Source organism: Pedobacter chinensis (assembly GCF_003339865.1).
Lineage (GTDB): Bacteria > Bacteroidota > Bacteroidia > Sphingobacteriales > Sphingobacteriaceae > Pedobacter > Pedobacter chinensis.
The window spans coordinates 260961-284573 of sequence record NZ_QPKV01000001.1 but is presented as its reverse complement, the minus strand read 5'-3'; the positions used below and the strand labels follow the sequence as shown (position 1 = coordinate 284573).

Sequence of the window (23613 nt, the reverse complement as noted above, 5' to 3'; positions counted from 1 at the left end):
TAATCAGATGGCCACGGAAACACAGATTGACACCGAATCAAGTTCAATATTGTTTCTGTGTGTTCAGTGTTTCAGTGGCAAATATAATCTGCGGCCACCTCACGCTCATCAACTTCGCAAATTCTCTCTAATCAGATGGCCACGGAAACACAGATTGACACCGAATCAAGTTCAATATTGTTTCTGTGTGTTCAGTGTTTCAGTGGCAAATATAATCTGCGGCCACCTCACGCTCATCAACTTCGCAAATTCTCTCTAATCAGATGGCCACGGAAACACAGATTGACACCGAATCAAGTTCAATATTGTTTCTGTGTGTTCAGCGTTTCAGTGGCAAATATAATCTGCGGCTACTTCATGATCATCAACTTCGCAAATTCTCTCTAATCAGATGGCCACGGAAACACAGATTGACACCGAATCAAGTTCAATATTGTTTCTGTGTGTTCAGTGTTTCAGTGGCAAATATAATCTGCGGCTACTTCACGATCATCAACTTTGCAAATTCTCTCTAATCAGATGGCCACAGAAACACAGATTGACACCGAATCAAATTTTATATATTATTTCGCGTGTTCAGTGTTTCAGTGGCAAATATAATCTACGGCCACCTCACGCTCATCAACTTCGCAAACTTCTCCCTAATCAGATGGCCACGGGAAACATAGATTGACACCGAATCAAGTTCAATATTATTTCTGTGTGCTCAGTGCTTCAGTGGCAAATATAATCTGCGATTACTTCACGATCATCAACTTCGCAAATTCTCTCTAATCAGATGGCCAGGGTATTGACGAGCCCGAGAAAAACTACAACACTAACAACCCAAACTCCCTCAAAGTATTAATTGGTTTAGCATACCAGAATAATTCAAAATTCTCCATTTCTCTTTCAAAGTCGGCTTTAACTTCAGCAAAAGTATAAACACTTTCAGCAGAAATGTGAATTTTCTCCAAAATTGAAACTAACCACTTACCCTCATTTTCGTTGGTTTGAACGGTAAAACTTTCTCGTTTATCGTGAAAAGTTAGCAATGCCATTTCCCATGTATTACCCTTCTTCGATTTGGTAAAATATTCGGCAGATGGCTTTCCTCCTATCCAAACCACTTTTGCCGTTGGTTTGGTATTGAAATGATCGTCATCATTTAAAGCACGTTCGATAAAATCAACTGGAATTTTTGTCCTTGGGATTTTAAAATCAAACCAATCCTGTAGTTCATAATCGAAACAAATGCCATGCATGAAATTGAACAGCGATTTTTTCAATCCGTAACTAAATTTATTATGGTCAATTCCCGTTTTGTCTATATAATTAATATCGTTATTGGCAAAATTTCCGATGGTTTCTGTTTCTTTGACCACTCCAAATTTCTCCGGGTACATTCCAACAGGGCTATGCGCAGTCATGGCAAACTGATGCCAGAAACCAGATTGTAACACACCAGCTTCAAATAATTGGCGAACCATTTCCAGGCTATCAACCGTTTCCTGAACCGTTTGTGTTGGATATCCATACATTAAATAAGCATGTACCATTATGCCGGCAGCAGTAAAATTTCGGGTAACTTTTGCTACTTGTTCAACTGTTACCCCTTTATCAATCAGTTTTAATAATCGATCAGAAGCCACTTCCAATCCACCTGAAACTGCAATACAGCCAGATGCTTTTAACAGTACACATAAATCGGCGGTAAAGCTTTTTTCAAAACGAATATTCGTCCACCAGGTGACAGCTAATTTTCTACGGAGAATTTCAAGGGCCACTTCACGCATTAAAGCTGGTGGAGCAGCTTCATCAACAAAGTGAAAACCATTCTGCCCGGTTTTGGCATACAAATCTTCAATCCTGTCTACAATTAATTTAGCGGCAACAGGTTCGTAAATTTTAATATAATCCAGAGAAATATCGCAGAAAGTACATTTTCCCCAATAACAGCCATGTGCCATCGTCAGTTTATTCCAACGCCCATCGCTCCACATGCGGTGCATCGGATTTACAATTTCAATTACTGAAATGTATTGATCCAGAAGTAATCCCGAGTAATCTGGCGTACCTACATCAGCTTGCTTGTAATCATTCCTGAATGCATCATTTTTATACACCACCACTCCATTTTCCAGTAGAAACGTACGTTTATAAAAATGTGCCTCAACAGGAGTTGGATGCGTAATGTTGTGATAAAGCAATTCTATTGGCAATTCACCATCATCCAAAGTAATGTAATCAAAAAATTCAAAAACTCTGGGATCAGATAAAGAACGTAGTTCTGTATTGGGGAAACCACCTCCCATTGAAATTTTAATTTCAGGATAATTCGCTTTTACCCATTGTGCACAGCGAAAAGCGCTATATAAATTTCCTGGAAAGGGAACAGAAATTAAAAATAACTTAGGTTGAATTATTTCAATTTTTGCTTTTAAAACTGAAATCAGGATGTTATCAATGTAGGTTGGGACTTTTAAAAGTGCGTTGTATAATTCATCGAATGAATTTGCACTTCTGCCCAAACGCTCTGCATAACGGCTGAAACCAAAGTTTTCATCAATACACTCTACAATATAATCTGAAATATCTTCAAGATAGAGTGTTGCCAGGTGCTTCGCTTTATCTTGTGTGCCCATGGCACCAAAAGCCCAGTCTAATTCTTCCAATTGTGCAAATCGGGAAGCTTGCGGAAGAAAATCATCTCCGCAAATTTGCAAAGCCAGTGTTGGATTTTTGCCTTGCAGGAAAGCAATTGCAGCATCAATCGTTTTTAAATATTCATCTTTCAAAGCCAAAATTCGCTTTGCATTATCGCTTTTTGACTTTTGATTATCCACATTCAGACCACGCTCGGTGTGACCAAATAAATCTGTTAAACCTTTTTTTGAAAACAACTCGAGAATAACTTCTATACCTAAATCTGCCTGAGTAGCAGATATGTTTTTTGTATTCAGAAAACCTTTTATATACGCCGTTGCTGGATATGGGGTATTCAGTTGGGTAAACGGCGGTGTAATGGCAAAGATGTCGGTTTTCAAAAGGAATTGTTTTTCTGCAAAAGTAAGGGAATTTTTATACAGTCGTTACCCTGAATTTATTTCAGGGTCAATTTTGCCCGAAAGATGCTGACCACGAAATAGCTACAAGACCTTTTAAAATAAATTTACTTCAGCTTTCTACTTCGCTACGATCAGCATGACGAATGCCGCGATATGATTCAATAAACTAAAACACCAATCCAAACGTTTCATAAATACATCAACACTGTTCTGCCTGAATGAAAGTTTTCTATTTCCTCTTATTGATGTTCTTTGCGCAATTTAGCTTTGCTCAAAAAACGTTTTTATTTCCTAAAGTAAAACCACAGGGTGCTTCAATTGAACAACTTACCCCTGTTAATTGGACGGTTATTGAAACTGCAAATGGCGATTTGAACAGTGATGGAACTGAAGATTTGGCGATCATTTTTGAATCAAACAAAATCACTGATGAAAAAAGGACTTATGGCGATAACCACTCTGAAATCATTGAGGAAACACAAAAGCCAAGGATTTTAGCGATTTATTTTAAAGATAAAGCAACAGGAATTTATCGTTTATCCACTCAGAACAACGATTTTATTTTAAGAGAAAAAGAAGGAGGCAAACTCGGCGACCCGCTTAATCAAATCGGAATCAAAGACCAACAATTATATCTGCGCTTTCAAGGCGGTGCCGAATGGCGTTGGGAAATGGGTTATACTTTCAAGTTTGAAAATAAAGATTGGTTTTTAACCAGTGCTATAAACCTTTATTTCAATCAAAATACCGGCGATATGACGGAAAGAGTTTACGATTTTAAAACTCGTGAGCTGTTTACAACTGTAGGTAATTTACACAGAAGAGATGTGGCCAATCGTAAAACCAGCGAGGTTTTGTATTTTTCACAACTGAGAACTTTTAAAACGTTTAAAAAACCCTGGGCATGGGAAATTATGCCGAATGTTTATTTGTAGTTTATTAAATAGTTATTGCTGCACACTGCAACACAAAAATCTAAAAGGAGATTACCACTAATATTACCGATGAAAAAATGGAGAATATTCTCGTAAGGATGGAAAAGAGAGGGAAATTGCCACTCTGCTACACGCCCGTCATTGTTGCAACCTCAAATTCAAAAAAAACCAAAGGAGATTGCCACGAATTTTACAAATTCTGTGCTATTACAAAACCACTTGCCCAGGCCCACTGAAAATTATAACCACCCAACCAGCCTGTAACATCTAAACATTCGCCACCGAAAAACAAATTGGGGATTTTTTTGCATTCCAAAGTTTTGGAGGAAATTTCATTTGTATCAATTCCACCACGCATTACTTCAGCTTTATCGTAACCTTTATCACCTGCTGGTTTAACCTTAAATTCGTGTATAGTTTGTTCAATCAGATGAATTTCAGCATTGGTTAAGGATGCCACGGGTTTCCCTAAAGGCAAAAACTTTCCTAAAGCCTCGGTAAATTTCTTAGTATAAAAACGGTTTAATAAAGTTGATAAAAGTGTTTTACCATTTAATCTTCGCTCCTCATCTAAAAGTGAAACGATATGATGGTGGGGTAATAAATTGATGTTAATAACCTCGCCTCTTCTCCAAAACGAAGAAATCTGCAAAATTGCCGGTCCGCTTAACCCCCAGTGTGTAAATAGAATATTCTCTTCAAAAGAAATCTGATCATTACTTACTTCGCAGAAAACCGAATTGCCAGAAAGCTGAGCAAACCATTCTTCATCTTTTCCGGTAATGGTTAAAGGAACTAAAGCAGGCGCCGTTTCAACTATTTTTAAGCCATGTTTTCGGGCAAAACGTAAAGCAAAATCGGTAGCACCCATTTTCGGGATGGGCAATCCGCCAGTTGAAATAACCAGCTTTTCAGCTGTTAACACAATCTTTTTGCCGTTCTTTTCGTAAGTAACCTGAAAATGATTGTCGAGAATCTCAATATCTTTAACATCGGCATTGCACCTGATTTCCTGGCCAAAATCATCACAAATTGAAGTAAAAACCTGAACAACATCTTTCGCATTCTTTTCATCAGGAAATAATTGACCTAATGTTTTTTCCTTGCCATTAATGCCGTAAGTTTCAAAAAAATTAATGGTGTCATCAACAGTCCATTGGGTAAAAGATGATTTTACAAAATGTGGATTGGCAGATATGAATTGTTCAGCAGATGCAAATTGATTGGTGTAATTGCAGCGTCCGCCACCAGAAATTAAAATTTTGGCTCCAGGTTTTTCGTTCTTTTCGAGCACAATCACTTTCTTTCCAAGATAGCCAGCCTGCACAGCACACATTAATCCGCAAGCGCCTGCACCAATTATTATTGCATCAGCATTCATCAATAAATTTATTATGGTTACTTTTGTGCAAAAGTAGCATTATTTTCAAGCGCATGGCAAAACAGATTAGCGAATTAAAATTAGGTATTTTAGGTGGTGGACAATTAGGCAGAATGCTTATCCAACAAGCAATTAACTATAACGTTACTTCATTAGTTTTAGACCCCGACCCAGATGCGCCTTGTAAACACATTGCAAATTATTTCGAAAACGGTTCAATAACCGATTTTGATACCGTTTATAAATTCGGAAAAAAAGCAGATATCATTACCATTGAAATTGAAAAGGTAAATATTGATGCCCTTGAACAACTGGAAAAAGAAGGCAAGCAGGTTTTTCCTCAATCAAGAGTTATTCGCTTAATTCAGGATAAAGGTGTACAGAAGCAATTTTTTAAAGAAAATGATATCCCTACCTCTCCTTTCCAGATTGTAAACACTAAAGACGATATGGTAAACAGCCACTTTCATTTTCCATACATATTAAAGCTGCGAAAAGATGGTTATGATGGTAAAGGTGTAATGAAAATAAATAGCGCTGCTGATTTAGACAAAGCTTTTAACGCCCCTTGCATCATTGAAAAATTAGTAGATTTTGAAAAGGAAGTTGCCGTGATTGTAGCGCGTAATTCAAACGGCGATATGAAAACTTTTCCAATGGTTGAGATGGAATTTAACCCTGAAGCAAATCTTGTTGAATTCTTGATTTCGCCATCAACGTTTGCCGAAAGCCTGCAGCAGAAAGCAGAAAACATTGCCAAAAACATCGCTTCAGCGATGAACATTACCGGTATTTTAGCAGTTGAAATGTTTATTTGCAAGGATGGTGAATTGCTGGTAAACGAGGTTGCTCCCCGCCCACACAATAGCGGACACCAAACCATTGAGGGCAATTACGTTTCGCAGTTTGAGCAACATTTACGCTCCATTTACAATTTACCATTAGGCGATACCACCAGCATTACCAATGCCATCATGATTAATTTGCTTGGCGAAAAAGGATCGGAAGGGGTTGCCAAATATGAAAATCTAGAAAAAATACTGGCTATTGATGGTGTATTTGTCCACCTATATGGAAAGAAGTATACTAAACCTTTTCGCAAGATGGGGCATGTAACTATTGTTGATATCGACAGAGAAAAGGCAATTGAAAAGGCCAGATACGTACAAAAAACATTGAAAGTAATTGCATAATACCCCCTAGGCCCCTAAAGGAGGAACTACAGGCAAGGTGGATGTAGCAAAGCTTAAAAACAATTTTTAAATAAAAGACTAAACGATATATGAACGCTGGAAATTCAAAGTCCCCTTTAGGGGATTTAGGGGTAGTTGTAGGAATAATCATGGGTAGCAAGTCAGATTTACCTGTAATGCAAGATGCTGCTGACGTATTAAAAGAATTTGGAATCAATTATGAAATCACTGTGGTTTCAGCGCACCGAACGCCAGAACGCATGTTTAATTATGCTAAAGAAGCTCAAAGCAGAGGCTTAAAAGTAATTATTGCAGGTGCTGGTGGCGCCGCTCACTTACCAGGAATGGTAGCTTCAATCACAACGTTACCTGTTATTGGCGTTCCGGTTAAATCATCAAACTCGATTGATGGCTGGGACAGTATTCTATCCATTTTACAAATGCCAAATGGTATTCCTGTTGCAACAGTAGCCTTAAATGCTGCTAAAAATGCAGGTTTACTGGCTGCTCAGATTTTGGCTACTGCCGATGAATCTCTAACCGTAAAAATGCAAGCTTACAAAGATGAGTTGAGAAGAAAAGTTGAGGAAAGTGCAGTTGAGATAGAAAGTTAATTTAATTAACTATTTTTAAACATGGAAAAACTTATCACTAAAAATGAAATTATAAGCCAGCTTAAGTCTAACAAACAATTTCTTTTAAGTTTTGGCGTACAAGAAATTGGCCTCTTTGGTTCGTTTTTAAAAGATGATGCAAATAATGGCAGCGATATAGATTTGCTTGTTGATATAAAAAAAGAGTATAAAACCTTTAAAAATTTTATGTCATTAAATTATTTTTTAGAGCATTTGTTTAATAGAAAAGTAGATTTGGTTACAAAACAATCGCTTAGTCCATATATAGGTCCACATATTTTAAATTCGGTTGAATATGTTCCTTTCTCAAGTTGAATTTTTAAGGCATATTTTAAACGAGTGCGAATATCTAATCAGAGAAAGTAGGCAAAATACTTATGATGATTTTATCAGTAACGAACGCTTATCAAAAGCCATTTGTCGAAGTTTAGAAATAATCGGAGAAGCAAGCTCAAAAATAAATCCCGAATTAAAAATCACATATCCCTTTGTTTCTTGGAGAGAAATGTCTGACTTGAGAAATAAAATTATCCATCACTATTTTGGAATTGATTATGATATTGTTTGGGATGTTATTATTACTGATATCCCTGAACTTAAAGAACAAATTATTCTGATTATTAAAGAACTATCATAACAGTAAAGTTAATCAGTTTAATTTTAACTAAACATCACCAACCAAAACTGATTAATTCAAACTTGGGTCTATTGGGAAATTGCTCACATGAGCATATTTTGGTCCCAGGTTTACCACAACATCTCTCCAAAGTTGTTCATCATCATTATTAAAAATTAAGTCAGGATTAAAAATATCACTAACCATCCAGGCATTTTGATCGATCTCCCGGTCAAGCTGTCCATGATCCCAACCAGAATAGCCCATAAAAAATTTAACTTCATCTTCTCTTATTGCATTCGTATTGATTAAGATTCTTAGCGTTTCGAAATTGCCTCCCCAATATAAATCATTACCAATTGGCTCCCCGCTTTGTAACTTATCATAGCAACGGTGGATAAAGTGCAGCGTATCCGCGGCCACTGGTCCTCCGAAATAAATCAAGTTGTTTGCCTCCCATAAATCCTGAATTACATCCTTTAAAAGAAGGTTCCCTGCTTGATTTAGAATATAACCAACTGTTCCCTCTTCGCCATGCTCCGTTAATAAAACAACAGATCTTTTAAAATTTGGATCGGCCATGAAAGGCTCAGAAACAAGTAATCTTCCGGTTTTGGGTTTAATAGAATTAAGCATGATGATATTTATTTGTAAGCCATTAAAAGATGCGTTAAGTTTGCTCTATGCAAGTTACAAATGAATTTCTACAAAACCTGCGCCAAGATTACAAAAGCGCAACGTTAGATGAAACTGACGTAGATGATAATCCTGTTGTTCAATTTAAAAAATGGTTTGAACATGCCCTGAAGGCACAAATTTATGAGCCTAATGTGATGACTCTGGCTACAGCCAATAAAGCTGGCAAACCTGATGCCCGTATTGTGTTGTTAAAAGGAGTTGATGAGGAAGGCTTTAAATTTTTCACAAATTATCTTAGTGCAAAAGGAAAAGAGTTAAAACGAAATCCATATGCAGCATTAGTGTTCTTTTGGCCCGAGTTGGAACGCCAGGTAAGAATTGAAGGTATTGTAGAAAAACTGAATAAGGAAACCTCTGAAGAATACTTCAACACACGACCAGTTGACAGCCAGATTGGGGCAATTGCATCACCACAAAGCCAGATAATTCCAAACAGACAGTTTTTAGAAGAAAAATTTGAAGAACTAAAATCGAAAAGTGAGCATAAAACTATTTTAAAACCTGCACATTGGGGTGGTTATGTTGTTAAGCCAACCCGTATCGAGTTTTGGCAAGGCCGGAGCAACAGGTTACATGATCGGATAAACTTTGAACTTGCAAAAGGAACCTGGGTTAAAACAAGATTGGCTCCTTAATAAAGGTTAAAATCCACATCGGTTATATTGTATAAACTTGTTGTTGTTCATTAAAAAATAGTATTATAAATGATAAAAAATATTTCAGTTATTGGGTCAGGAACAATGGGAAATGGTATCGCTCACGTATTTGCCCAATTTGATTACAAGGTAAATTTAATAGATATCAATCAAACTGCTTTAGATCAAGCCATACAAACAATTACGAAAAACCTGGACAGACAGATCGCAAAAGGAACCTTAACTGAAGATCAAAAATCAGCCACACTTACCAATATCACAACGTATACTTCCATTAAGGAAGGTGTTCAAAATGCTGATTTGGTTGTTGAGGCAGCAACGGAAAACATCGACTTAAAACTTAAGATTTTTAAAGAACTGGACGAATTAGCTCCGGAACATACCATATTAGCATCAAATACTTCTTCTATTTCGATTACACAAATAGCATCGGTAACTCATCGTGGAGAAAAAGTTATTGGAATGCATTTCATGAATCCGGTTCCGGTAATGAAATTAGTTGAGGTCATCCGGGCTTATCAAACAAGTGATGAAACCACAAAAGCGGTAATGGCACTTTCACAAAACCTGGAGAAAACACCTGTTGAAGTAAATGACTATCCTGGTTTTGTGGCGAACAGAATTTTAATGCCCATGATTAATGAAGCCATATATGCTTTATACGAGAACGTTGCGGGTGTTTATGAAATTGATACCGTAATGAAATTAGGTATGGCTCATCCAATGGGGCCATTGCAACTGGCAGATTTTATTGGATTAGATGTTTGCCTGGCCATTTTAAAAGTACTTCATGATGGCTTCGGAAATCCGAAATATGCACCTTGCCCGTTATTGGTTAATATGGTTACTGCCGGTAAAAAAGGAGTAAAAACAGGAGAAGGTTTTTATAAGTATACCGCAGGAACGAAAGAATTGGTAGTATCAGATAAATTTAAAAAATCCTAATTTTTTTAGCATTTAATTTTATATTTGCTGTATGAATGAAAATCTTGATCCAGATTCCAGCCACTTAACGCCAACCGATAGAGATATTGAAAGAGTTTTGAGGCCTCAGGCTTTTGAAGATTTTACCGGGCAGGAAAAAGTGATGGAAAACCTGAAGATTTTTGTTCAGGCGGCTAAACTTCGTGGAGAAGCATTAGATCATGTTCTTTTACACGGCCCTCCCGGATTGGGAAAAACTACGCTTTCTTACATTATCGCCAATGAAATGGGTGCCGGAATCAAAGTAACTTCTGGCCCTGTACTGGATAAACCAGGCGATTTAGCTGGCTTATTAACTGGTTTAGATACTGGCGACATTCTTTTTATTGATGAAATTCATCGCTTATCTCCATTGGTTGAAGAATATTTATATTCTGCCATGGAAGATTTCAAGATTGATATCATGCTGGAAACAGGACCAAATGCCCGTTCTGTACAAATATCACTTAATCCTTTTACACTTGTTGGCGCAACAACGCGTTCAGGCCTATTAACTGCTCCTTTACGTGCCCGGTTCGGCATCAATTGTCGTCTTGCTTATTACGATGCTAAACTTTTAACTACGATAGTTTTAAGATCATCAGATATCCTCAATACACCAATTAGTGATGAAGGGGCTTATGAAATTGCCCGGCGAAGCCGCGGTACACCGCGTATTGCAAATGCGCTATTGCGCAGAACCAGAGATTTTGCCCAAATTAAGGGCACTGGAAATATTGATCCTGAAATTGCAAATTATGCACTTAATGCATTAAATGTTGATGAACATGGATTGGATGAGATGGACAATAAGATCTTAATGACAATCATCGATAAATTTAAAGGTGGCCCGGTTGGTTTAAAAACCATTGCAACTGCTGTAGGAGAAGATGAAGGTACAATTGAAGAGGTTTATGAACCTTTCCTGATTCAGGAAGGGTACATCATGCGTACGTCTCGTGGACGTGAAGTCACCGAAGCTGCTTATAAGCACCTAAACAAAAATTTTCCAGGACAAACAGGAAAGTTATTTTAAAAGCGTGCCTTTAGTTTCCCGCAAATTTAAAATGATAAATTGACTGATTCACGCAAATTCTAACAGTATCTATTCCCTAGTTTGTCATGCTGAACCTGTTCAGCATCTTTCTTTCAATAAACCTTTATTAAGGAGTAAGTACAAGTCTTTTAAATATTATCTTCGAAAATGCAGAATATTCAGTGCGATAAAGAATAAGACATATTGAAGAAAATTTTAAAACAATTAACCTCTCAATAAGCAAAAAACATTAGTGGACTTTTTCTGTTCATAGATTAGAAATCAAACATTATGAATATAGAATTACGCAAATTAACGCTTGAAGATTACGCCGATTTAAAAGAATCCATGTTACAGGCATACGATAGTATGGGTGGATCGATTTGGCCAAAATCAAGTATTGCAAAACTTTTAAATATTTTTCCAGAGGGGCAGCTTTGTATTGCAGTAGATGATAAGGTTGTTGCCTGTTCACTTTCAATCATTGTGGAGTATGATGAATATGGAGACCGGCATACGTATAAATTAATCACAGGCGATTACTCCTTCTCTACACACGATCCAAATGGTGATACATTATATGGCATTGAGATTTTCGTTCACCCTGAATATAGAGGTTTACGTTTAGGAAGAAGATTATATGAAGCCCGTAAAGAACTATGCGAAAGTCTGAACCTGAAAAGTATTATTGCCGGTGGTAGAATTCCCGGATATCATGCTTATGCAAATGAACTTAGTCCGAGGCAATATATTGATAAGGTAAAAACAAAAGAGATTTATGATCCTACCCTAACCTTTCAAATTTCGAATGATTTTCACGTTAGGAAAGTGCTTAAAAACTATCTTCCGGGTGATCATGAATCAAAGGAATATGCAACGTTAATAGAATGGAACAACATTTATTATCAGGGCGTAGATGCTTCGGCACGCTCAGCCATGACCATTCGCTTAGGTTTGGTACAATGGCAAATGCGTTTGTTTCCAGATATGGAATCTTTTTATGAACAAGTGGAGTTTTTTGTGGATGCTGTAAGTGGATATAAATCAGACTTCATTATGTTTCCTGAATTATTTAACACACCATTGCTTCAACCTTATAATCATCTGCCAGAAATTGAAGCGATGCGCAAACTGGCAGAAAAAACAGCAGAAATTGTGGCAAAAATGCATGAATATGCCTTAAGTTACAACGTGAATATCATTACCGGAAGTATGCCTCTCCTTGATGATGGCAAACTTTACAACGCCACTTATCTCTGCCATAGAACTGGTAAAATAGATGAATACAGAAAAATTCACATCACACCAAATGAGCAAAAATACTATGGCATGGTTGGCGGAGATAAAGTACAGGTTTTTGATACTGATTGCGGTAAAGTGGGAATCTTAATTTGTTACGATGTAGAATTTCCGGAATTGAGCAGAATTTACGCCGATCAGGGAATGCAGATTCTCTTCGTTCCATTTTTAACCGATACACAAAATGGATATACGCGTGTTCGTCATTGTGCGCAAGCCAGGGCTATTGAAAACGAATGTTATGTGGCCATTGCAGGTTGTGTGGGCAATTTACCTAAAGTGAATAATATGGATATTCAATTTGCGCAATCGGCAGTATTTACACCATCTGATTTTGCTTTTCCTACCAATGCTATAAAAGCTGAGGCTACGCCTAATACTGAAATGGTTTTGGTTGTTGATGTAGATCTTCATTTATTGGATGAATTACATCATTATGGAACAGTGAAGGTATTAAAAGATAGAAGAGCGGATTTATATCAGGTTAAGCTGTTGAAATAGCGTTTTGAAATCATATTTCTACAAAACAGACTTGAATCTTTTATAATTAAAAATCCTGATCATGGGGGGAAATAATGGCTGTATTTTCCATAAAAAATGCCGGTCGCATCAACAACCGGCATTTCAAATTTTACACTAAGCTAATTATTTTCTCATGGCAAACCATATAATTAAACCAATAATAACAGCAATTGGAATAACCCATTTTAAGGCCTGCCCTGCACCATTTTCGTCCTTTTCGGTAACAGCAGGCTTTGCTGGTCCCGGGTCTTCTTTATGACTTTCGTAATCTTGTTCTATCGGTTTAGGAGCTTCTCCCGATTCCGTATGTTGTGGATCTATATTTTCCATGTTTTGTTACTGAATAAAGTTCCTTTTATTCAATTATCGAATTTGAAGAACTGCTATTAATTAATTTAGTTTTCTGTAGTTAGAACAAGTGATTAGTAAAAAGGTTTTAATTCCTAAGCCTTATCTTTGCAAACTCGTGTATAACCATTCTGCAAAATATAGCCAACTGATAAAAGACGAAGCCATTAGGTTAGGTTTCTTGTCGTGTGGAATTTCCAAGGCAGAATTTCTCGAAGAAGAAGCACCACGATTAGAGAAATGGTTATCTCAAAACCATCATGGCGAAATGAAGTATATGGAAAATTACTTCGATAAACGACTTGATCCCAGGTTGCTTGTTGATGGTGCCAAATCAGTTATTTCGTTATCATTAAACTATTATACCGAAGAAAAACAAACAGATCCAAGTGCACCTAAAATTTCCAAATATGCTTACGGACAAGATTACCATCATGTGATCAAAGAAAAACTTAAGGCGCTTACCTATTTTATTGAAGAGAATATTGGCGAAGTTTCCGGAAGGGCTTTTGTAGATTCTGCTCCGGTTCTGGATCGGGCCTGGGCGAAGAAATCAGGAATTGGCTGGATTGGAAAGAACTCAAATCTGATCAGTAAAAATAATGGATCTTTTTTCTTTTTGGCTGAACTTATTGTTGATCTGGAACTGGAATATGATCATCCTTTTCAAACCGATCACTGCGGAACCTGCACGCGCTGCCTGGATGCTTGTCCAACTGACGCCATTGTTGCACCGCAAGTAGTTGACGGTACAAAATGTATTTCTTATTTGACCATAGAACTGAAAAATGAAATCCCCGCTGAGTTTAAAGATAAAATGAGCAACTGGATGTTCGGTTGTGACATTTGTCAGGACGTTTGCCCATGGAATAGATTCTCAAAGGTTCATGACGAAGAAGCATTTAAACCAGGAAATGGCTTGTTGGATTTGAGCGCAAAAGAATTAACTGAAATTACAGATGAGGTTTTTAAAAAAGTTTTTAAAGGATCGGCAGTAAAAAGAACCAAGCTTACCGGATTGAAAAGGAATATAGACTTTCTGAAATCTTAAAATAATCGTCCTAGTATTACCAAAGCTTTTCAGTGAATAATAAATCATGTTAACTTCAGTATCATTGAGCCGCCGAAAGCAGTCTGAAGACTTTTGAAACAATAAAAGCTATTGAAAGAACAGTTTTATACAAATGAAAAAACAGCTTTTACTTACTCTCCTCCTATTGATTTCGATATTTGGAAATGCACAAACTTTAAAACTAAAAAAGCGATCAACAGATGCCTTAGGAGGTAAAGCATTTGCTTTAAGTATTAGTGACAGCACTTTAAGTTTACAAGACAGGGAACAAAAAATTTATAGGGAGATCAAGAAAGGAAATGTTCCTGATTTTTTAAGAAAACTTGTTGAAATAAGCGATACGAGTTTGGATTTACAGGTTAGTTACTATGTTTTGGCAGATTATCTTTCAATTGGTAGTGATGATGATTTCTTTTATGTTCCTATGACTCCTATTCTGGCTCAAAAGGTAGCAAACCTGACTAAGTGCAGCTTGCCAACAAAAAAAATAGTTGATAACATTTATAGCCAGGCTAAAATAAAATTAAGTCCGCAACCTATTCCACCCACAAAAGCGATGACAACCGTACCAGTATTTATTGCCCATACAGACAGTGTGTTGGCGCAATTAACATCCATTTTAGCCACACGTCATTTAGGAGAACTGGTTGCGGGAAATAAAAAAGATGTGATTATCTCGAATAAAATTTATGGAGAAATATCGCCCCGGGTTGTTATTTATGGCTGGCATAAGTTAGATGGAAAAGTGATTCAACCTGTTTATAACAAACACACCAATAGCTGGGCAGATTATAGTCATGGAATAAGACTCGTCCAAAAAACAATCTATGTTAATCAAAAAAAAACATCTCTTGAAAAGGCTTTAAGAAATGCGAAATTTAATCTGATTTTTAGTGATGAAGGTTCAATTGAAAAATCTTTCTATCCAGTTTTTGAAAATTATTAAATAGTGAAAGCTTTAAGATTATCTTCGGTTTCTACCCAATGTCATTATTTAAGGGAAAATTGCTATTGAAAATAACGTTATCAATGAATAAATCCCCAGGCAACGAAATGCTAATGTGAATAAACCAACAATCAAATCTTAGCGAAACGGCAGTCAGAGCATATAGGTTGGAGATTCTTCGTTGCACTCAGAATGACAAAACCAGGGAAAAACCCGTTTAATTACATTTTGCCGTCATTCCCACGCAGCTAGGGACCACGATAGCTCATTGAAGATAATCTTAAAGCTTTCGTTATTGAAAACGGCATTAGGATATCCAAAGACGTGTCCACGCAATAGCACTTGATGCGAAATCTTAATATGTTTGTGTTTTATTTAGTTATTAATTAACTGTAAAGCTATTATCGCTTTTAACCTTATCAGGCACATGGCTACTGCCCATTATCACTTTAGAAAGTTTTTTAGCAGTTTTTATTTTAATTTCCACTTGTTTATTCCCTTTCTCCCAAACACCTATAGTACTGTGATTTATTTCTTTTGAGCCATCACTGTAAGTTAAAGTTAAATCGATCGGTAAAGCTTTGATACCTTTATTCTCAATAGTAATGGTGTAACCGAAATTTGTTTTATCAACGGCTTTAATGGCCATATCCAAAACTCCTCCCTCAAAAAACCATGGTTTCCAAAACCAATTCAGATTTTTGCCACTTCCTTCATTCATACTGTTAAAGAAATCGTAAGGCATTGGATGCTTTCCATTCCAGTTTTTAATGTAGGTATGTAAAGCTTTGGTAAATAGTTCATCACCTAAATAATCTTTTACGTATAAATAAGCCAGGGCCGGTTTGGGATAAGAATTAGTAAAACCTGCTGTTCCTTTTAAATCAGGGGTTAAAGTCATAATTGGAGAATCATCTTTACTGCCAGAGGAAGAAGCTGTTGGTTGAATGCCATATTCATCAACAATAGTAGAATCGATCATCGGCGAAATTAACCATTCACCAATTGTTGCCCAGCCTTCATCCATCCACCCATATTTAGTTTCATTAATCCCCATGTAGAAAGGAAACATGGTATGAAAAATTTCGTGATCCGTTAACGTAATTGCATCTTCGCGATTATTAACCGGGTTATCGTTAACCATCATTGGGTATTCCATTTGATCCAAGCCATCAAAAATGGTTTCGTGGCTATAAGGAAATGGCCATTTTGGGAATTTATAACTCATTGCCTCAACTGTTTTACAGGCAAAATCAATTACTTCATAATAATCTTTATGCTTTGGATTAAAAACAGCATCAACTCTCGTTCTCCGCTTCGTTTTAGGATCAACCACCAAACTGGTTGATTTCCATAAATAATGATCGCTAAGCGCAAAAACGAAGTCTGTTACATTCCTGGCCTCAAACTTAAATGTGTTGAACTCGTTAGGCAGCGTAACTTTTCTACTGGCTAAATCCTGATCTGTAATCACATCAACAATGCCATCATTCTTTTCAGCTATTGCAATTCGTGATACAATTTCTTTTTGAAAAACATCAGATGAGTTTTTTAGATCGCCTGTTGCCCAAACACCATAACCACCCGGAACAGTGATGTCGGCATTGAATTGATCAAAGTCGTTATAAAATTCTTCAGCTCCTGTATAAGGGAATTTATTCCAGCCATCAACATCATCATATACAGCGATGCGCGGAAAAAAATATGCTAAAAAGTAAGAGCCTTCATCTACTTGTCCTGTTCGCACATGCGAACCTTTATTTAAAATGTAGTTGTAATCTATCGAAAAATTAATGGTTTTTCCAGGTAAAACAGCAGGAACAGCAACGATCATGTTTGTACCCTCAATTTTAAAATCGCTGATTAAATTTCCATTTGAAAATAATTCTTCGATGGTTACGCCTTCTCCTAAATCAGATTCGGCAATTTTTGATTTTCTTGGCGTTCCCTTTTTGTATAAATTCGGATAAAGTTTAAACCAGATTTCTTCTAACGTATCAGGACTATTATTGGTGTAAACAACTTCAACATTTCCTTTTAACAATCTACTGGCAGGGTTAAAATTAATTTTTAAATCATACTTGGATGAATTCTGCCAATAGTTTTTGCCTGGTTTTCCACTGGCACTACGTGTTCCCTTTTCGTAAGTATTTTGAAAAACAGGCACAACAGGAAGTTGAACCTGAGCATTTATGCTTGCTGCAGAAAAAAGCAGCAGGCACAGTATTTTTATTACCTTCATTTTTGTGTTCGCGTTAGCCTTCTGCTTATTTACCAAACTTCATTTTTAATTGCTCCAACATGTCGTTATTAATTGGTTGCGCAGGTTTTTCAGGTTTTGGCTGAGGCTTTGACTGGTATTGTGTTTTTTGATTTGAAGCAGCTTGTTTAGGTTTATTAGCGCGATTTTCATTCTTCTTTGCATTAAATTTTGCCCATTCTTCATCTAATTTCTTTTTAGTATAAAGCGGAAAATCGCCTTGTTTCATCCAGGCATAATAGCTTGGTTCAACAGAAAAAACCTGCGCTGTTGTTTTACCTTTATGTTTACCGAAATTAAAACAAACTTCATTGGCATCATTAAAAACTAAACGACCCGCAAAATCAACTGGTTTATGAATGTTTGTAAAAACATGTAACGCATCTACATCATTAACCACAGGAATACTTTTAACACCCTGTTTATCTTCAAATTCAGTTTCTTTATACATTTCCAACTGACCAAGCAATACTTTGTACGTGGCAATTACATCTGCTTCAGCAGCATGTGCATTAATCAAATCTTCCTGGCAATAAAACTTGTAGGCAGCCTTTAATGTTCTCTGCTCCATTTGGTGGAAAATATTCTGAACATCAACAAACTTACGTTCGTTCATATCAAAATCAACATCTGCACGCAGAAATTCTTCTAAAAGCATTGGAATATCAAATTTATTTGAATTGTAACCAGCCAGGTCACTATTGCCAATAAAGTCGGCTATTTCTTTAGCCAATGTTTTAAAAGTTGGTTCATTAGCTATATCTTCATCATAAATCCCATGAATTAGAGAAGTTTGCAAAGGAATTGGCATTTCAGGATTAACACGCCAGGTTTTAACAACTTCAGTTCCATCCGGCATTGCTTTCAAAACTGCAATTTCAACTATTCTATCCACTCCGACATTTATACCAGTGGCTTCCAGATCGAAAAATGCTAACGGACGTTTTAAATTTAATTTCATTTTTTTGAATATAAGAGGCGATGTTGGCTTCCTCAGCCTCATCATTAATATATGTTTATCCAAAAGTGCTAAAAAGGTTTGATTAGTTTATAAAACATGGTTATTAAATTCAAAAATATAATTATGAAAATATTTTTAAATATTAAATGCTAGTTTTAAATTGCCCCAAATTAAACAACGCCTCGATGAAGAAATTATTAATTCTACTATCAGTATCTTTTATATCCTTAACTGCTTTTTCGCAAAACTTTAATTTCGGAGCAATTACATACGATGATTATGAATTTGACAGGAAAAAGTTAGATAGCAATGCAAATGCTATCGTGTTAAAAGAGTTTGGAACAGCTTCTGTTCAATTGGATGACGCCACAGGAAGGCTTGAACTTGTTTTTGATTACCACGTCAAGATTAAAATTTATAATAAAGAAGGTTTCACAAATGCCAATGTAATCGTTCCGTTGTATAAAGATGATACACGTGAAGAATCTATTAATGATTTAAAAGCGTCAACATTTAATTACACCGGTGGGCGTTTTGTGGAAACGGTAATGGATAAAAAAGCTGTTTTTACTGAAAACAGATCTAAATACACCAGACTGCTGAAGTTTACCTTGCCTAATTTAACGGAAGGTTCCATCATTGAATACAGTTATCGATTAAAATCCCCCAGGTTATTTAATTTTAAAACCTGGGAATTTCAAAGTGAAATTCCGAAAGTGGTCAGTGAATATGTAGTCTATATTCCCGGAATCTATAATTACAATGTATCTCTTCGTGGCTTCCAGAAGCTTACCGATCAAAAGGCTGAAATATCCAGAGAATGTCTGCGCATTTCGGGCGCTAATATAGATTGCTCAAAAATTACTTACCTGATGAAAGATATCCCGGCTTTCATTGAGGAAGACAATATGACAGCGCCAAGTAATTTTAAATCGGCTGTTTATTTTGAGCTTTCTGATTATACCAATCCAAGTGGAGGAAAAGTATCATATACCAAAACCTGGAAAGATATAGATTATGAGCTTACATCTGATAAATCATTTGGATCGCAAATGAAACGAAAAGATGTTTATAAAGACTTAATTCCCTCAATTATAAAAGATGCAACAGATGATTTAGGAAAAGCACAGGCAATTTTCAACTACATTAAAAAACAAATTAAATGGAATAATTATTACGCTTTATATACTGAAGATAACATTAAAAAATCTTTAGATAGCAGATCAGGGAATGTTGCCGATATTAATTTAAGCCTGGTTGCTGCACTTTCTGCCGCCAACCTGGATGCCGAAGCTGTAATACTTTCTACCAGAGACAATGGAACCATCAATAAACTTTACCCGGTTATTTCTAATTTTAATTATGTAATAGCTAAAGTTAACATTGGAGATAAAAGTTACATGCTCGATGCTACTGAACCGCTTTTACCGTTTGGATTATTACCTTTAAGATGCATGAATGATCAGGGAAGAGTAATCAATCTTAAAAAACCATCTTATTGGATTGACTTAAAAGCCAGTCAAAAAACATCAACAAACTATATTTTGAGCGGAAAATTAAATGCTGAAGGAAAAGTTGTAGGCACTTTAACAACGATTTCACAAGGATATGCTGCTTTTAACAAAAGAAAAGAAATTAAGAAATACAGCTCTCCTGATGAATTTGTAGAAAAATTGGATGAGCGTTTAACTAAGATTAGGATTTTAGATCACAGCATCAGTAATCTTGATAGTGTAGAGAATTTGCTTACTGAAAAATACGAAATAGAGTTTACGGTAAATGATGGCTCAATCAAAAATCAATTTTATTTAAGTCCGTTTTTTATCAATGCCATTAGTAAAAATCCATTCAATTTAAATGTAAGAACTTATCCTGTAGATTTAGGTGCGGCATCAGATGAGCGGATTATTATCAACATCGATCTTCCTGAAAAATATAACCTTTTAGAAAAACCAAAGGATTTATCTATCGGATTACCAAACAGCGGGGGCCGATACTTATTGCAAACAAATCTGGATAATAACACCCTTTCTTTAAGTCAGATTTTACAATTTAACAATGCCATTTATCAGCCTGAAGAATATCCTTATTTAAAGGAATTTTACAGCAGAATCATTCAGAATCAAAAGGCAGAATACTTATTAAAAAAAGCTGATTAAAATGAGATCTATACTATTCTTTTTATGTTTTTTGGCTTTTGCAAATACCGGGTTTGCTCAGGATAATTATGATGTGGATCTAATTCCCGGCAATCTCAGGAACCGGGCAAACTCCTGTATCAGAAATGAGGAGACCGTTGTGGATATGCGGGCTCCGGAAAATGTGATGTTAACCGTTAAAAAAGCCATAACGGTTTTTAATGAAAACGGAGAAGATGAAGCAAGATTAGTTTTGTATTATGACAAGAACACCGCTATAAAAGGAATAAAGGGTGAGGTTTATAATGCCGTAGGAAAGCCAATCAGCAAGTTTACACAAAGTGATTTTGCTGATGTAAGTGCCGCTGATGGTTTTTCTTTATTTATGGATAGCCGGGTAAAACATTATTTACCAAATGTAAATCAATATCCATATACCATAGTTTATAACTATGAGATCAGAAATAAACAAAATTTAATTATTCCAAGATGGATACCTAAACCCGCTCATGATGTTTCGGTTGAGAAGAGTTCATATACATTCATCTCAAAACCTACAGATGAAGTACGGATTAAAACCTTGAATTACACTGGCTCTCCGGAGGTTGTAACGGATGAAAAACAGAAAAAAATGATCTGGAAAATCGACAACATTGTTGCAATTAAACCTGAGCCATACAGTCCTGATCCTGAAACTTACCGAACAAGTGTACAAATTGCACCAAAACATTTTTTTTATTATAACCATAAAGGCACTTACCAGAATTGGGAAGAATTAGGAAAATGGATTTATGCTGATCTTTTAAAACAAAGAAACATCTTACCTCCTGCCACCATTCAAATGGTGCAGGAGTTGGTTAAAGATGAAAAAACAGATAAAGATAAGGCAAGAAAAATCTATCAATATTTACAAAATAAAACCCGGTATATCAGCGTGCAAATAGGCATTGGTGGTTTTCAGCCAATTGCAGCAAGTGAGGTAGACCGTTTGGGTTATGGCGATTGTAAGGCATTGGTAAATTATATGCAAAGTATGCTAAATGCTGTTAACATTGAATCATATTATTGTGTGGTTGAGGCTGGTAACGAAAAGAAAGGTGTTGATCCGAAATTTGCAGATATGACGCAAGGCAATCATATTATCTTATGTATGCCCTTAAAGGGCGATACTACCTGGTTGGAATGCACCAGCCAAAAAATTCCTTTCGGGTATTTAGGTGATTTCACTGATGACAGACTGGTTCTTGCTTGCACAGCAGATGGTGGAAAATTACTTCGTACGCCAAAATTAACAGCAAAAAACAACCTTCAAATCCGTAATGTGGAATTAAAAATAAATGAAAGCGGCACAGCTACGGGAAACATGAATACTGTTTTTTCAGGATCACAATATGATAATCATGAATCATTAATTGGCAAATCAATAACTGAACAACATAAATCCCTTAAAGTTTCCTACAACGTTGATAATATTGATTTTGAAACAGTTGTTTTTGCTCAGGAAAAGAACATTGATCCAAAACTCACAGAAGATATTAAAGTAAATATCAGAAATTATGCGCCAATAAATGGAAATAAAATGTATTTGCAACTTAATGCTTTCAATATTACGAGATCAATTCCTGAAATAAAGAACAGAATCCTACCCGTTTACATCAACAGAGGCTTTACAGATGAAGATACCATTACTTACCTGCTTCCTGAAAATGTTCAAACAGATGATATCATTCCGGAAAATAAAAGCTTTAAAAATGATTTTGGCTTATACCAGGTAAAGGTTACCATTGAAGGTAAAAAACTTATTTATTACAGAAAACTCATGATCAATGATGGAACTTTCCCTGCCAGTAAATATGAGGAGTTTTCTAAATTTATGAGTAATGTAAATGCTGCCGATTATTTAAAGTTGGCGCTTAGCTTAAAAAAATAATCCCCAAAGCAATACCAACAATCATAATTAAATACATCAAAATCTCTGTTGTAGCAAAGCGTTTGTACTTGGTCCAGAAAGAATAATCGTTTTCTTGATTTGGCATTTTTGTTTTTTGAATTGCAAAAATAGCTAAAAATTTTAATTATAGGGTTGACAACTTTCTTTAACGTTAGCTTCCATGAATAGAGTTCACAACTTTCTTTCACGTTTGTTATTTAAAGTTGTCAACTCTCAATCGCTGTGAGAATAAATTTCCCGCCATGAATAGAGTTGACAACTTTCTTTCATGTTTGCTATTTAAAGTTGTCAACTCTCATCTCTGTGAGAATAAATTTCCCGTCATGAATAGAGTCGACAACTTTCTTTCACGTTAGCTATTAAAGTTGTCAACTCTCAATCGCTGTGAGAATAAATTTCCCATCATGAATAGAGTTCACAACTTTCTTTCATGTTTGCTATTTAAAGTTGTTAACTCTCAATCTCTTATAAGTATAAATTTCCTTCCACGAATAGAGTTGTCAACTCTCAATCGCTTATAAATATAAATTTCCTTCCATGAATAGAGTTCACAACTTTCTTTCACGTTAGCTATTTAAAGTTGTCAACTCTCAATCTCTTGTGAGAATAAATTTCCGCCATGAATAAAGTTGACAACTTTCTTTCATGTTAGCTATTAAAGTTGTTAACTCTCATCTCTGTTAGAATAAATTTCCCGCCATGAATAGAGTTCACAACTTTCTTTCACGTTAGCTATTTAAAGTTGTCAACTCTCAATATCTTGTTGAGAATAAATTTCCCGCCATGAATAGAGTTGACAACTTTCTTTCACGTTAGCTATTAAAGTTGTCAACTCTCAATCTCTTATAAGTATAAATTTCCTTCCACGAATAGAGTTGACAACTTTCAATCGCTTATAAATATAAATTTCCTTCCATGAATAGAGTTGACAACTTTCTTTCACGTTAGCTATTAA

General features: G+C 35.9%; 20 protein-coding genes. 13 read left to right on the top strand and 7 right to left on the bottom strand.

The features are described 5' to 3' along the window. Window positions 1-809: 809 nt before the first annotated feature. Window positions 810-3026, bottom strand: coding sequence for a B12-binding domain-containing radical SAM protein (locus tag DU508_RS01185; protein ID WP_115401012.1), 2217 nt, complete (start codon window positions 3024-3026; stop codon window positions 810-812). A 239-nt stretch (window positions 3027-3265) separates the two neighbouring features. Here DU508_RS01185 and DU508_RS01180 point away from each other — a divergent pair, with 239 nt between their 5' ends. Then, the gene (locus DU508_RS01180) at window positions 3266-3982 is read left to right on the top strand and encodes a hypothetical protein (protein ID WP_147273576.1); all 717 of its coding nucleotides are present in this window, start codon (window positions 3266-3268) and stop codon (window positions 3980-3982) included. 190 nt (window positions 3983-4172) lie between these two features. Here the strand turns inward: DU508_RS01180 and DU508_RS01175 are convergent, their stop codons facing one another. Further along, the gene (locus DU508_RS01175; protein ID WP_115401010.1) at window positions 4173-5363 is read right to left on the bottom strand and encodes a BaiN/RdsA family NAD(P)/FAD-dependent oxidoreductase; all 1191 of its coding nucleotides are present in this window, start codon (window positions 5361-5363) and stop codon (window positions 4173-4175) included. Between the two features lie 53 nt (window positions 5364-5416). On the opposite strand from DU508_RS01175, the gene DU508_RS01170 reads away from it, so the two are divergent. The 4 genes from DU508_RS01170 (at window position 5417) to DU508_RS01155 (ending at window position 7828) form a co-directional block, all read left to right on the top strand. Beyond that, window positions 5417-6556, top strand: a complete 1140-nt coding sequence (locus DU508_RS01170; protein WP_115401009.1) for a 5-(carboxyamino)imidazole ribonucleotide synthase — start codon at window positions 5417-5419, stop codon at window positions 6554-6556. Window positions 6557-6645: 89 nt separating this feature from the next. Further along, a complete protein-coding gene (purE, locus tag DU508_RS01165) occupies window positions 6646-7170 on the top strand; it encodes a 5-(carboxyamino)imidazole ribonucleotide mutase (RefSeq protein WP_115401008.1) in 525 nt (174 codons plus the stop codon). A 21-nt stretch (window positions 7171-7191) separates the two neighbouring features. Continuing rightward, entirely contained in the window at window positions 7192-7506 is a 315-nt protein-coding gene (locus tag DU508_RS01160) for a nucleotidyltransferase family protein (protein ID WP_115401007.1), read from the top strand. Continuing rightward, window positions 7487-7828, top strand: a complete 342-nt coding sequence (locus DU508_RS01155) for a HepT-like ribonuclease domain-containing protein (protein WP_115401006.1) — start codon at window positions 7487-7489, stop codon at window positions 7826-7828. The genes DU508_RS01160 and DU508_RS01155 overlap by 20 nt, the downstream gene beginning before the upstream one ends. A gap of 51 nt (window positions 7829-7879) precedes the next feature. Here the strand turns inward: DU508_RS01155 and DU508_RS01150 are convergent, their stop codons facing one another. After that, window positions 7880-8443, bottom strand: coding sequence for a YqgE/AlgH family protein (locus DU508_RS01150; RefSeq protein ID WP_115401005.1), 564 nt, complete (start codon window positions 8441-8443; stop codon window positions 7880-7882). Window positions 8444-8490: 47 nt separating this feature from the next. On the opposite strand from DU508_RS01150, the gene pdxH reads away from it, so the two are divergent. The 4 genes from pdxH to DU508_RS01130 all read left to right on the top strand — a co-directional run bounded on the left by pdxH (window position 8491) and on the right by DU508_RS01130 (window position 12961). Beyond that, complete coding sequence (gene pdxH / locus DU508_RS01145; RefSeq protein ID WP_115401004.1) at window positions 8491-9141, top strand: pyridoxamine 5'-phosphate oxidase; 651 nt, start codon at window positions 8491-8493, stop codon at window positions 9139-9141. Window positions 9142-9210: 69 nt separating this feature from the next. Further along, window positions 9211-10107, top strand: a complete 897-nt coding sequence (locus DU508_RS01140) for a 3-hydroxyacyl-CoA dehydrogenase family protein (RefSeq protein WP_317047840.1) — start codon at window positions 9211-9213, stop codon at window positions 10105-10107. Between the two features lie 31 nt (window positions 10108-10138). Further along, the gene (gene ruvB / locus DU508_RS01135; protein ID WP_115401003.1) at window positions 10139-11161 is read left to right on the top strand and encodes a Holliday junction branch migration DNA helicase RuvB; all 1023 of its coding nucleotides are present in this window, start codon (window positions 10139-10141) and stop codon (window positions 11159-11161) included. Between the two features lie 291 nt (window positions 11162-11452). Next, a complete protein-coding gene (locus DU508_RS01130; protein WP_115401002.1) occupies window positions 11453-12961 on the top strand; it encodes a bifunctional GNAT family N-acetyltransferase/carbon-nitrogen hydrolase family protein in 1509 nt (502 codons plus the stop codon). A 144-nt stretch (window positions 12962-13105) separates the two neighbouring features. Here the strand turns inward: DU508_RS01130 and DU508_RS01125 are convergent, their stop codons facing one another. Beyond that, window positions 13106-13312 carry a hypothetical protein gene (locus DU508_RS01125; RefSeq protein ID WP_115401001.1) on the bottom strand — a complete coding sequence of 69 codons (207 nt, stop codon included), beginning with the start codon at window positions 13310-13312 and terminating at the stop codon, window positions 13106-13108. A gap of 136 nt (window positions 13313-13448) precedes the next feature. Between DU508_RS01125 and queG the strand changes: the two genes are divergently transcribed. Next, window positions 13449-14381 (top strand): tRNA epoxyqueuosine(34) reductase QueG, encoded by a 933-nt coding sequence (gene queG / locus DU508_RS01120; RefSeq protein WP_115401000.1) that lies wholly within the window; start codon window positions 13449-13451, stop codon window positions 14379-14381. Window positions 14382-14514: 133 nt separating this feature from the next. Then, the gene (locus DU508_RS01115) at window positions 14515-15348 is read left to right on the top strand and encodes a hypothetical protein (RefSeq protein WP_115400999.1); all 834 of its coding nucleotides are present in this window, start codon (window positions 14515-14517) and stop codon (window positions 15346-15348) included. Window positions 15349-15730: 382 nt separating this feature from the next. On the opposite strand, the gene DU508_RS01110 is transcribed toward DU508_RS01115, so the two are convergent. After that, on the bottom strand, window positions 15731-17590 hold the full coding sequence (locus tag DU508_RS01110; RefSeq protein WP_115400998.1) for a M1 family metallopeptidase: 1860 nt from the start codon (window positions 17588-17590) through the stop codon (window positions 15731-15733). A 25-nt stretch (window positions 17591-17615) separates the two neighbouring features. Beyond that, window positions 17616-18569 carry an exonuclease domain-containing protein gene (locus DU508_RS01105; protein WP_115401032.1) on the bottom strand — a complete coding sequence of 318 codons (954 nt, stop codon included), beginning with the start codon at window positions 18567-18569 and terminating at the stop codon, window positions 17616-17618. Window positions 18570-18754: 185 nt separating this feature from the next. Between DU508_RS01105 and DU508_RS01100 the strand changes: the two genes are divergently transcribed. Together DU508_RS01100 and DU508_RS01095 are read left to right on the top strand one after the other, a co-directional pair. Next, the gene (locus tag DU508_RS01100) at window positions 18755-20728 is read left to right on the top strand and encodes a DUF3857 domain-containing protein (protein ID WP_115400997.1); all 1974 of its coding nucleotides are present in this window, start codon (window positions 18755-18757) and stop codon (window positions 20726-20728) included. A gap of 1 nt (window position 20729) precedes the next feature. Beyond that, a complete protein-coding gene (locus DU508_RS01095) occupies window positions 20730-22637 on the top strand; it encodes a DUF3857 domain-containing transglutaminase family protein (RefSeq protein ID WP_115400996.1) in 1908 nt (635 codons plus the stop codon). Here the strand turns inward: DU508_RS01095 and DU508_RS24175 are convergent. Next, window positions 22621-22743: a hypothetical protein gene (locus tag DU508_RS24175; RefSeq protein ID WP_262511007.1), complete on the bottom strand. Its 123-nt coding sequence runs from the start codon at window positions 22741-22743 to the stop codon at window positions 22621-22623. The two genes, DU508_RS01095 and DU508_RS24175, sit on opposite strands and share 17 nt — an antisense overlap. Window positions 22744-23613: the final 870 nt, after the last annotated feature.